10 protein-coding genes are annotated in these 12093 nt (G+C 54.0%); 4 read left to right on the top strand and 6 right to left on the bottom strand.

Features of this window, described 5'->3' with window-relative positions:
• On the top strand, nt 1-879 hold an 879-nt coding region (locus VIN66_RS01595), incomplete at its 5' end, for an MFS transporter (RefSeq protein ID WP_331922362.1).
• 118 nt (nt 880-997) lie between these two features.
• Here VIN66_RS01595 and VIN66_RS01590 read toward each other — a convergent pair.
• Genes VIN66_RS01590 through VIN66_RS01580 form a run of 3 tightly spaced genes read right to left on the bottom strand, consistent with a single transcriptional unit; the run spans nt 998 to nt 4761 of the window.
• Nucleotides 998-1996 carry a LacI family DNA-binding transcriptional regulator gene (locus VIN66_RS01590; protein WP_226766091.1) on the bottom strand — a complete coding sequence of 333 codons (999 nt, stop codon included), beginning with the start codon at nt 1994-1996 and terminating at the stop codon, nt 998-1000.
• 21 nt (nt 1997-2017) lie between these two features.
• Nucleotides 2018-3379, bottom strand: a complete 1362-nt coding sequence (locus tag VIN66_RS01585; RefSeq protein WP_331922361.1) for an MFS transporter — start codon at nt 3377-3379, stop codon at nt 2018-2020.
• A gap of 41 nt (nt 3380-3420) precedes the next feature.
• Nucleotides 3421-4761, bottom strand: coding sequence for a GH1 family beta-glucosidase (locus tag VIN66_RS01580; RefSeq protein ID WP_331922360.1), 1341 nt, complete (start codon nt 4759-4761; stop codon nt 3421-3423).
• Between the two features lie 154 nt (nt 4762-4915).
• On the opposite strand from VIN66_RS01580, the gene VIN66_RS01575 reads away from it, so the two are divergent.
• Genes VIN66_RS01575 through VIN66_RS01565 form a run of 3 tightly spaced genes read left to right on the top strand, consistent with a single transcriptional unit; the run spans nt 4916 to nt 9671 of the window.
• Nucleotides 4916-6163, top strand: coding sequence for a sugar MFS transporter (locus tag VIN66_RS01575; RefSeq protein WP_226766088.1), 1248 nt, complete (start codon nt 4916-4918; stop codon nt 6161-6163).
• Between the two features lie 10 nt (nt 6164-6173).
• Nucleotides 6174-8699, top strand: a complete 2526-nt coding sequence (locus VIN66_RS01570) for a glycoside hydrolase family 3 protein (RefSeq protein WP_331922359.1) — start codon at nt 6174-6176, stop codon at nt 8697-8699.
• A 3-nt stretch (nt 8700-8702) separates the two neighbouring features.
• Nucleotides 8703-9671, top strand: a complete 969-nt coding sequence (locus VIN66_RS01565; protein WP_331922358.1) for a glycoside hydrolase family 16 protein — start codon at nt 8703-8705, stop codon at nt 9669-9671.
• Here VIN66_RS01565 and VIN66_RS01560 read toward each other — a convergent pair.
• The 3 genes from VIN66_RS01560 to VIN66_RS01550 all read right to left on the bottom strand — a co-directional run.
• On the bottom strand, nt 9668-10669 hold the full coding sequence (locus VIN66_RS01560; protein ID WP_331922357.1) for a cupin-like domain-containing protein: 1002 nt from the start codon (nt 10667-10669) through the stop codon (nt 9668-9670). The two genes, VIN66_RS01565 and VIN66_RS01560, sit on opposite strands and share 4 nt — an antisense overlap.
• A gap of 30 nt (nt 10670-10699) precedes the next feature.
• Nucleotides 10700-11422 carry a SapC family protein gene (locus VIN66_RS01555; protein ID WP_331922356.1) on the bottom strand — a complete coding sequence of 241 codons (723 nt, stop codon included), beginning with the start codon at nt 11420-11422 and terminating at the stop codon, nt 10700-10702.
• Nucleotides 11423-11510: 88 nt separating this feature from the next.
• The coding region (locus tag VIN66_RS01550) for a TonB-dependent receptor domain-containing protein (protein ID WP_331922355.1) at nt 11511-12093 on the bottom strand (583 nt) is incomplete at its 5' end.

Below are 12093 nucleotides of genomic sequence, written 5' to 3'. Positions count from 1 at the left end.
ATTGGTCTGGCGCTGTCCGGCACCTCTTTTACCATTATTCTGGGCGCGATTGGCCGCGCCGTGCCGGTGGAAAAACGCAGTATGGCGATGGGCATAGCCAGTGCCGCCGGCTCTTTTGGCCAGTTTATTATGCTGCCTGGCACACTGGCACTGATCACCCAGCTAGGCTGGGCAGCAGCCCTGACTGCGCTGGGTATGCTGGCGCTGCTTATTTTGCCACTGGCGCTGATGCTGCGTGCACCGGATATGCACACACACACCGGGCCTGAACAAAGCATTGAACAGGCACTACGACAAGCCGTGGCGCACAAAGGTTTCTGGCTGTTGTCGCTGGGCTTTTTTGTCTGCGGTTTTCAGGTGGTATTTATCGGTATTCACCTGCCGGCCTATCTGGTGGATCAGCAGTTGGCGCCTGCGGTTGGCACTACTGTGCTGGCGCTTATCGGCCTGTTTAACATCTTTGGTACCTACATCGCCGGCGCTTTGGGCGCGCGTTTATCCAAGCCACTGTTGCTAAGTGCCTTGTATGCGCTGCGGGCAGTGGTGATTGTCGCGTTTTTACTGTTACCACTGACGAACTGGAGTGCTTACCTGTTTGGTATGGCCATGGGTTTACTCTGGCTCTCGACCGTGCCACTGACCAACGGCACTGTCGCCAGTATTTTTGGCGTGCGTTATTTATCGATGCTGGGCGGTATAGTGTTTTTGTTTCACCAGTTAGGCGCCTTTCTGGGCGGCTGGTTTGGCGGCTATGTGTATGACAAAACCGGTAACTATGATTTAGTCTGGCAGATAGCGATAGGCTTAAGCATCATAGCCGCTTTGCTTAATCTGCCGGTAAAAGAGCAAAGCGCAACGTTGAAAACGGCAACAGCATGAAAAAACACCTGATAAAACTGCTGTATTTGCTACTGGCCCTGATGCTGGCTGCCGCCTGGTGGGGCTGGCAGGCCGGCGGCGTGCAGTTATTAATGCCGGGTACAGCCTGGTGCTGAGGTTATAAGCTACAGGCCGAGTCGCGGCAGACCAGAGCCGGTTCAAACACATTTTTCAACTGCAGAGCCTGCTGCTGATAGATGTTTTTCAGCACCCAGCGTGCAGCCATACGGCCCATTTCGCCGATAGGATAGTCAATAGTGGTCAGTTTAGGATAAATGTAACGCGCCAGGATCAGGTTATCAAAACCCACTATCGATAAGTCCTGCGGTACCTGCAGCCCCTGTTCGCGTGCCACTTCCATTGCGCCGGCGGCCATTTCATCGTTCGCGCAGACCAGGGCAGTAAAAGGCAGCTTGGTGGCCAGCAGCCGCTGCATACAGGCGCTGCCGCCGCTGTCGCGAAAATCCCCCTCAGCCAACAGGGCCGGGTTAAATGTCAGGCCATGCTCAGCCATAGCACGCAAGTGCCCGGCATAACGGTCTTTAGCGTCACTTTTCCACATTGGCCCGGCAATATAGGCCAGCTGGGTATGGCCCTGCTGTAATAGCTGTTGGGTTGCCAGATAGCCGCCCAGTTCGTTATCCAGGCTGATACAGTTATCGGCCAGTTTGGCGATGTAGCGGTTGATCAGCACTATCGGTAATTTACCGCCAGCCAGTTTGATCAGGTAGTCATCCGATACCGCTTCAACATGCAGAATGAGGGCGTCACAGTTACGGCTGATTAAAAACTCAATGCCGTCTTTTTCGCTTTCAGCTTCACTGTGGCCTGCGGCAATAATAACGTGCTTGCCGGCCGCGCGGCATTCGTTCTCAATGCCGCTTAACATTTCACCATAAAACGGGCCGTGCAGCTCGGATACCAGAATGCCGACGCTGTTTGAGCGGTTTGACGCCAGTGACTGCGCAATAGAGTTGGGCCGGTAGCCCAGTTGAGCCATAGCATCCAGCACTTTGTTGCGGGTGGCTTCGCTGACGCGGGCGTTGTTATTCATCACCCGCGACACTGTGGCTAACGATACGCCTGCCAGCTCTGAAACTTGGTAAATGGTTGCCATTGCCTGCCTGTCTTAATAGATTCAGGCATTTACTCTAGCATGCTCCGGCGCCGTTTCACCAGCACGCTGCTGCAACTGCTGATGAATATCCAGCACGGTATTGCTGCGCAGCCGGTAACGGCTCATCACCAGCGCAACCAGCACCGAACCGATAGCGGGTAGCACCGTGAAGCTGAGTAAAATGCCCTGTTGCGTTGCTGCAGTTTGTACACTGTCGGCCTGATACTGATAAAACGCCAGTAACCAGCCCGCCAGCGCACCACCCAGTGCCAGCCCCAGTTTGATAAAGAACACGATAGACGAATACACCAGACCGGTAATACGGATACCGGTTTTATAGTGGCCATAGTCAACAGTGTCGGCCATTTTAGCCCACAGTAGCGGCGTGGCCATTTGTAAAAAGAAGCCCCAGAGGAAATACAGCGCAAACGCCAGTTCCAGTTGTGCAGCGCCAACAAAGAAACTGAGCGCACTGATAAGCGCAGCAATCAGCTGCAGGCCGATATACGCATTTACTTTATCGACATAACGGCTCAGCCACTGCGCAGCTGCACAACCGGCAATATTGCCCACCATACCGAGCGTGACAAACATCGTGATCAGATCTTCACGGCCCAGAAAATACTTTACGTAATAAATAGCCAGCGTCGTGCGCAACACCATGCCGGTCAGCAGAAAAAATGCCGCCACACACAATACCCGCCACTGATCGTTTTGCCACAGCGATGCAAAGCTGCGTTTTAGTGTCAGCTGTTGATCCACCGGCGCATTCACCCGTTCACGGGTACCGGCAAAACACAGTAAAAACAGCAGCAGGCCCAGCGCACTCATGGCAACAATAGTCAGCTGGTAGCCCTTGGCATTGTCACCGTTGCCAAAAAAGTTAACCAGCGGCAGGGTGCAGGCGGTCACCAGCAAGCCGCCCAGCATGCCGAACACAAAACGGTATGACTGCACCGACACCCGCTCGGTCGGATCAGCGGTTAATACGCCACCCAACGCCGAGTAAGGAATATTGATCGCGGTATACGCCAGCATCAGCAGAGTGTAAGTGGCAAACGCATAAATAACTTTGCCATTGGCCGATAAATCCGGCGTGGTAAACGCCAGCACACTGCACAGCGCAAAAGGTAGCGCCAGCCACAGCAGATAAGGCCGGTATTTACCATGCCGGCTTTGGGTTTTGTCGGCCAGTGCGCCCATTAACGGGTCGGTTACCGCATCAATAATCCGTACCAGCAAAAACATCGTGCCAACCACCGCCGGCGAAATACCGAAGATATCGGTGTAAAAGAAGGTTAAAAACAGCATTACCGTCTGAAACACGATATTGCTGGCGGTATCGCCCAGGCCGTAGGCCACTTTCTCCCGCTTTGTTAGCATGCTATCCCCGTCAAATCCTGTTTATTATTATCTTTCTGCTGTTACTGCTTAGCGCGCCGGTTAGCAAATAAATCGCGCAGTGCTATGGCGCTGGCTTTCAATGTGCGCTGCTGCGTGACGTAATCGACATACACTATGCCAAAACGTTTGGCATAGCCTTCCGCCCATTCGAAGTTATCCATCAGGCTCCAGGCAAAATAACCGTCGATCCGCATACCGGCGGTAATGGCATCGGCGGTGGCCTGTAAATGCTGTTCAAAGTAAGCAACGCGCCGTAGATCTGCCACCTGATTATGCTGCAGAGTGTCTGGCATAGCTGCACCATTTTCGGTGATATACACCGGTGGCAGGTTATAACGCTGGTGCATTGCCAGCAACACTTCAGTCAGACCCTGTGGGTAAATTTCCCAGCCCATATCGGTCAGTGGTGGCGTTGTTGGCGGTACATCGCTGAACCAGCCTTTTGTATTGGCACGGTACACGGTGCGGGTGTAGTAATTTACGCCGAGAAAATCCAGCGGCTGGGCAATAATAGCCATATCACCCTCAGCAATCACCGGTTGCTCTGATGCCGGTAATTGCTGCAACAGCTCAGGGTAACGCGCTTCCATCAAGGGTTGGATATACCATTGGTTATGGTACTGGTCAGCCATGTCAGCTGCACGAATATCGGCTTCACTATCGCTGGCCGGATGGCAGGGGCTGAAGTTCAGCACTATGCCATTTAATGCTGCCGGGGCATTTTTCTGCAGTACCGGCATTGCTAAACCATGCGCCAGCAATAAATGATGCGCAACCTGACGGCCATGCTGGCGGTTTTGCACGCCGGGGGCATGAATACCGGCTTCATAGCTTAAGTAGGCACTGCAGAACGGTTCGTTCAGCGTGGCATAGGAATGCACCCGGTCACCGAATGCCCGCGATACGATGTCAGCATACTCGGCAAATTTATACGCGGTAGCACGGTTCAGCCAGCCGCCTTCATCCTGCAAATACTGTGGTAAATCCCAGTGATACAGCGTGACAAAGGCTTTAATATTGCGCGCTTTCAGTGCGTCGAGCAGCTGAATGTAGAAATCCAGCCCGGCCTGATTAATGCTGCCATCTGCTCGGATAACCCGGCCCCAGGCCACCGAAAAGCGGTAAGCATCGACACCCAGCGCGGCAATCAGCTCCACATCTTCGCGCCAGCGTGCCACATGATCACAGGCTGTCAGACCGTCTGAACCATCTTTAATCCGGCCCGGCTGTGCACAAAAAGTATCCCAGATACAGGGTTCCCGGCTGTCGGCCGCGCCTTCAATCTGAAACGACGCTGTGGCCACGCCAAATATAAATTCAGGGTTAAGCAAAGGAGAGCTGTCGGCTAAGGTAATTTTCATTGGCTGTACTATCTTCTGGTCAGGCTGTTATGGGCTGCTGAGCGATAAAATGATTGCCAACAGCGTGATATATGCTATAAATGAAAGCGCTTACATAATACTAGACGGCACAATTGCAGCCGTCAATGAAAAACATTTATCGCCGGGGGGCAAGATGGCAGCAACACCAATAATCAGCGACGCCGCACCAGAGGCCGCAGCATCTCAGAGTAACTACCGCTTTGCTCTGACATCTCTGACCACACTGTTTTTTATGTGGGGCTTTATCACCTGTCTGAACGACATTCTGGTGCCTTACCTTAAAGGCCTGTTTGATCTGAACTATACCCAGGCGCTGCTGATCCAGTTTTGCTTTTTCAGTGCCTACTTTGTGGTGTCAGTACCGGCAGGTATGCTGGTCAGCCGCATTGGTTACCAATCCGGTATTGTCACCGGCCTGCTGATTGCCGGCGCCGGTTGTTTACTGTTTTATCCGGCTGCCGCAGCACACTATTACCCGCTGTTCTTGCTGGCATTATTTGTCCTTGCTTCCGGTATAACCATACTGCAGGTTGCCGCTAACCCTTATGTCAGCGTACTGGGCAAGCCGGAAACAGCATCCAGCCGCTTAACCATGACGCAAGCCTTTAACTCACTGGGTACCACAGTGGCACCGTTTTTCGGCGCCTGGCTGATTTTCGGCGGTATGCAGGCGCCGACACCCGGTGAAGTGACCGAGTCGACCGTACAATTGCCGTATTTACTGCTGGCAGCAGCGCTTATTGTGATGGCTATGATTTTTGCCTTTTTACGCCTGCCTAAACTGGGCAAAAAAGACGCCAGCATCACCGTTACCGGTGCCGCCTGGCAGTACCGCCATCTGGTACTGGGGGCGCTGGGTATTTTTGTTTATGTGGGGGCCGAAGTGGGCATCGGCAGCTTTTTGATCAGTTTTATTACCCAACCTGATATCGGCGCGCTGGAAGCCCAAACGGCGTCACACTATATTGCCTGGTATTTTGGCGGCGCTATGGCCGGGCGCTTTATCGGTGCTGTGGTAATGCAACATCTGGCGCCGGGTAAAGTGCTGGCATTTAACGCTGTCTGTGCGGTGATTTTACTTGCCATTACTATTGCTACCGGCGGCAGTCTGGCCATGTTCGCCATCTTGCTGGTGGGTCTGTGTAATTCCATTATGTTCCCGACTATTTTCAGCCTGGCCATTCACGGCCTGAAACAGCATACCAGCCAGGGTTCAGGTATTTTGTGTCTGGCCATTGTTGGCGGCGCAGTACTACCGTTGGCACAAGCCGCACTGGCAGATGCTGTCAGCGTGCAACTGGCCTTTATTATTCCGCTACTTTGTTATGTCTATATTGCCTGGTATGGCGCTGTCGGCAGCAAACCCCGCAACGTCGCTTAAGGAGAACCGGATGACATTTCGCCTGCAACTTTCTGCATTAAGTATCAGCTGCGCGCTGGTATTAAACGCCTGTGCCAAGGCACCGACGGAGCAGACTGAACCCTCTGGCAAAGCAGCTGCTGTCTGGCCAGAGCTGACATTGCCGGTAGCACAGGATCCGGCTATGGAGCAGCGTATCAGCGATATGCTGGCAGATATGACTCTGGCACAAAAAATAGCCCAGATGATCCAGCCGGAAATCCGCGATATTACCGTTGAAGACATGCGTAAATATGGTTTTGGCTCCTACCTCAATGGCGGTGGAGCTTTTCCGGACAACAACAAACATGCCACCCCGGCAGACTGGATAGCGCTGGCCGAGGCCATGTATCAGGCATCAATTGACGACAGCCTCGACGGCAGCCGCATTCCAACCATGTGGGGTACCGATGCGGTACACGGCCACAATAATGTGATCGGCGCGACCTTATTTCCGCATAATATAGGCTTGGGCGCAGCAAATAACCCGGCGTTAATTGAGCAGATCGCAGCAGTGACTGCGCGTGAAGTGATGGTAACCGGTATCGACTGGGTATTCGCACCTACGGTAGCAGTGGTGCGCGATGACCGCTGGGGCCGCACCTACGAAGGTTATTCGGAAGATCCGGACATCGTGCACGACTACGCTGCGGCTATCGTTACCGGTTTACAGGGCGCCGCCGATAAAGATTTTCTCGGCGAGCAGCGCGTCATCAGTACCGTTAAGCACTTCCTCGGCGATGGCGGCACTGAAGGCGGTGACGATCAGGGTGATAATATCGCCAGCGAGCAAGACTTATTCCGCATCCATGCTCAGGGTTATGTCGGCGGCTTACAAGCCGGTGCACAAAGCGTAATGGCATCGTTTAACAGCTGGCATGGCGAAAAAATTCACGGCAGTAAGTATTTACTCACCGACGTATTAAAAGATCGTATGGGCTTCGACGGCTTTGTTGTCGGCGACTGGAATGGCCACGGCCAGATCCCTGGCTGCAGCAACGACAACTGTGCCCAGGCAGCACTGGCCGGGCTTGATGTGTATATGGTGCCAACACCAGCCTGGAAACCGCTGTATGAAAACCTGCTGGCCCAGACCGAAAGCGGCCAGATACCACTAAGCCGGATTGATGATGCTGTGCGGCGCATTTTACGGGTAAAACTGCGCGCTGGCTTATTTGATAAACCCAGCCCGGCTAAGCGGCCATTATCGGGCAAAACCGAATTGATTGGCTCAAGCGAACACCGCGCTGTAGCGCGCCAGGCCGTGCAGCAATCGCTGGTGTTACTGAAAAATAACGACGCAACACTGCCGCTTAACCCGAAACAACATATTCTGGTGACCGGTATCGGTGCTGATAATATCGGTATGCAATCCGGCGGCTGGACCATCAGCTGGCAAGGTACCGGCAACAGCAACAGCGACTTCCCCGGTGGCAGTTCAGTCTATGCCGGTATTGCACAGGCCGTTGCCGCAGCAGGTGGCAGCACTGAGCTGAGCACGGATGGCAGCTACAACAGCAAGCCTGATGTTGCCGTCGTGGTATTTGGTGAACAGCCCTATGCCGAAGGCAATGGTGACCTGGATAACTTAGAGTATCAGCGCGGCAATAAAACCGATTTAGCCCTGCTGAAAAAGCTCAAAGCAGACGGCGTTAAAGTGGTTTCGCTGTTTATCAGCGGCCGGCCAATGTGGGTTAACCCGGAGCTGAATGCATCTGACGCCTTTGTCGCTATCTGGCTGCCAGGTAGTGAAGGTGCGGCGATAGCGGACGTGATCGTCGCCAACGCAGATGGCAGTGTGAATAAAGACTTCCACGGCAAATTATCGTTCAGCTGGCCTGCCACGCCACAGCAAATCGTTAACCGGGGCGATGTCAGCTACCAGCCGCTGCTACCGTATGGCTTTGGCCTGCGCTACGGCGATGCCAGCACGCTGAGCAATACATTGCCGGAACAGGTGGAAGCCAGCCAGAACCTGCAGGATCTGGTGCTGTTTGAACGCGCAGTGAAACCACCGTACCAATTGATGCTGCACAGCGATGGCAGCAGCAAAGCGATGAACAGCAGCGTGGAGCAACTGGGCAATATTGCCGTACGCACCTTCGACAAAGCCGTGCAGGAAGATGCCCGCCGCCTCAGTTTCAGTGGCCCGGCGAAGGTAAGCCTGAGCAGTGCCTTCCCGGCCGATTTACGCTCTTATCAGGAGGCCTCAGCCGCACTGGTACTGCAGCTGAAACGCACGGGTGAGGTGCCGGATAACGTTATGCTGGGCATGGATTGCGCCCAAAGCTGTGACAGTGCACTAAACATTGCGCCGCAACTGCAGGCGATGGCTGATGACAGCTGGCAAACACTGAGTGTAGATTTAGCCTGCTTTGGCCGCGCCGGAGCGGATTTCAGCCAAATATTCACACCCGTGTCGTTGACCAGTGCCGCCCCGTTAGTGTTAAGCTTGGCCGATATCCGGCTGGTGCCTGCATCTGCAGAAACTGCCAATATGTCCTGTAGCGGAGACTAACCTATGCGCCGTCAGCTTCTGTCGTTGTTTACCTGTAGTGTTCTTGCTGGCTGTCAGCTGGCACCACCGGCTACAGAACAGCCAAGCGAACAACCCGCACCGGCAGAGCAAGCAACTGAGCCGGGCTGGCAACTGGTATGGCAGGACGAATTTGACGGCAACAGCATAGATTCAACCAAATGGGGTTTTGAGCAAAACTGTCAGGGTGGCGGTAACAATGAACTGCAGTGCTACACCAACCGGCGTGAAAATGCCTACGTTGAAAACGGCATCCTGCATATTGTTGCCCGCAAGGAAACTTACACCGGTGCTGCACTGAACGAAGATGATCCGGCGCATAGCCCGCATCAGCGCAAAACCCAGCCGTATACCTCGGCCAGGCTGCGCAGTAAAGGCAAGGGCAACTGGCTGTATGGCCGCTTTGAAATCCGCGCCAAATTGCCACGCGGGCAGGGCAGCTGGCCGGCGATCTGGATGCTGCCAACTGACTGGCATTACGGCAGCTGGCCGTTGTCAGGCGAAATCGACATTATGGAAGCTGTGAACCTGGGCACCGTATCTGACGAGCCCAGTGCGCTGGCCGACGAGCGCGAGCGCCGCGTGCACGGTACCCTGCATTACGGCAAACTGCCGCCGGATAATGTTTACAGCGGTAAGAGCTACAAGCTGCGCGATGGCAAAAGCCCCTCAGATGCGTTTTATACTTATGCTATTGAATGGGAAGCCGGCGAAATTCGCTGGTATGTTGACGATGTATTATACGCCACCCAACGCAGCAGCGACTGGTATACTGCCGCCAGTTACAGCCGCGATGATATAGGGCCGCATGCGCCTTTTGATCAGCGCTTTCATCTGCTGCTAAATTTAGCCGTTGGTGGCAACTGGGCGGGCAAGGTGAATGAAACCGGCGTTGATACCAGTGCTTACCCGCAAAGCCTGCAAATAGACTATGTGCGGGTTTATCAGCGCTAACGGTTTAGCCGGTTAAGCAGCATTGCCCGAAGCTTGCGGGCCGTGTGCTCCAGCATCGGCGCCAGCACACCGCGTTTTTCTGCAGACAAGTGAGCGCTGGTCTGGTCGTTGGCGTTAAACACATAATGCTCAAATTGTTGCTGCCAGATTTGCCGCTGTGCCGGCGGCAAATCGCGGATACTCAACATCGCATGTAGCAAGGCATCTGTTGGCAAACCGCAGTACGACGGCGTTTGGCGCCACCAGTAATTGACCAGCACATTCAGCTCGCTTAATCCTTCCACCTGATGCCACCACATAGACGGAATAAAAATAGCGTCCCCAGGCTCAAGTTCAGCAACCAGCGCATGCTGCAGCGCATCACGGTATTTCGGATAGCGCGCGAAATCGGGTTGGCGTGCATCTACCATACTGACCGGCTGCCCGGCCGGGGTAAAATCGAGTGGCCCCGGATACAGGTTAGCCAGCTGCTGTGGCGCAAACACTGTAAAACGCCGCTTACCGGCGCCGACACAGGCAATATTATCCGGCACGTCGTAATGCGCTACCACATGGCTGCGGTTACCCAGCCATAAACTTATCAGGGGCGTTATTCCATCCAGTTGCAGCGGGTTCTGTGCGGTCAGGCCAGGCGTGCAATAGTCAGCGGTGGTCGAACCCATGTAAAATACCGGTGCATCGCTACAGCCGCTATGCTGCAGAATACCGTCGAGCACCGTATCTAACCGGGTTTGGCGCTGGCTGAAGTTAAAACCCGTCATATCGGCATTATAAAAAAACCGCCCTTTAGCTTCCGGCTCGGCAAAAAATGCCTGCACCGGCACGCCCGGATACAGGCTGCGCAGATAATCAGCTACAGCCTGATCAGACTGTTTCGCCTGCTGCACCAGCGGCCAGTGCCTTACCAGATTACGCAGCACCAACGGTGTGGTACGCCCGCTCAGCTGCGTGCTAAGTGCAAAGTTGCTGTCGCAATCTATCTGTTCAATGCTCTGCATCGTCAATCAGCCTCTGTCGCCCGCGCAGTCTCAGGCAGGCTGGGTTTCCATCTTACTCAGCAGCTTGGCAATATTACCGGTAGACGCCTGCATCAGATACAGTGCCTGCAAATAGCCCTGGTGCTGCAGCAACTGCAGTTGTTCTGCCGTTAACTTATTCAGTTTGTCAGTCGCCACACTGTGCAGCCCGGTCAGCTTATGCACAGCGCCGTGGTAACTCAGCTCCAGCGTGGTACTTTGCAGTAACTCCAGCTCTGTCAGGGTCTGGCAGAAAGCCTGGTTTTGCTGATGGCCGTGCTGAATTTGTTGCAATACGGCGGTGGCCTGTTGTAACAACGGGCTGTTGCCGCCGTCGGGCAGAAACACCGGCTCACCCTCTGTCTGGCTGACGCGCGGATGCTCTAAGTCGATGCACACCACCGGCACCTGCTGCGGTACGCCGTTTTCGACCTGTTGCTGAAAGCCGATTAAAAACGGTTGCCGCTGCATACTCAGGGGCACATAACCCGCCTGCCAGCCTTGCGGCTGTAAAAACAGATTCTGCCCCGGTTTTAGGCCGAGTAATGCCACCGGTTCATAACTGTTGTTGTCACTGTTGTGGCGGAAAAACAGCGGATACCAGCTTTGCAGCTGCATAAACTCGCTGATAAAGGCGCTGGTCAGGCTGACATTGTCGCCGTAACCGGCGCCACGCTGGCTGATAATTCTGATGTGTTTATGGCTGATGTTGTCCAGTACGGCATGCTGTGCCATAGCAACTCCTGTCAATGTAGTAACGCGCCCGGCTAACAAAAAGCCGCTGGTGTCAGCGGCTTTTTAGCGTAGCAAACTGCGCCAATGCTTAGAAGGTGTAACGTACGCCTAAATTGTAACGGGCGCCATACTGGTAACCACGCAGGAACTGCTCTTTAAAGCGAACATAAGTACGCTGCGTTTCTTCAGTAATGTTCAGGCCTTCAACAAATACTGTCAGGTTGTCGGTGACCGCGTAATTTACGTTAAAGTCCCACTGGCCGTAAGCTTCAGTAAATACCGGTGCCGAGTGCTGGTCAAAGCCTGACAGGAACTCATCACGCCAGTTGTATGAAATACGCATAGACAAGCCGTAGTTTTCATAAATCAGCGACATATTGGCAGAGTCACTCAGGCCAGGCAGGGCAAACTGGTAACCGATAGCGTTTACGTCAGCCTCAACGTCACCGTATACCAGCGTGGCGTTAGCCTGCACACCAAAGCCGGTTTCACCGAACATGTGCTGCGCTGCCAGCTCCCAACCCCACAGGTTCGCAGTTTCAACGTTAGTATCACGCGATATCGAGAATACCGTCAGCGGGTCATTCTCATCACCGGTGATAGGCGTGCCCTGAGGCGTACCCTGATTAGCATTGATCTGATCATGGATTGCCTGGTCAGTTGGCTGTAAA

Origin of the sequence: Rheinheimera sp. (assembly GCF_036568245.1) — a bacterium.
Taxonomy (GTDB): domain Bacteria; phylum Pseudomonadota; class Gammaproteobacteria; order Enterobacterales; family Alteromonadaceae; genus Alishewanella.
Note: the sequence above shows the minus strand (reverse complement) of the source record. Positions and strands in the feature narration are given on the sequence as shown.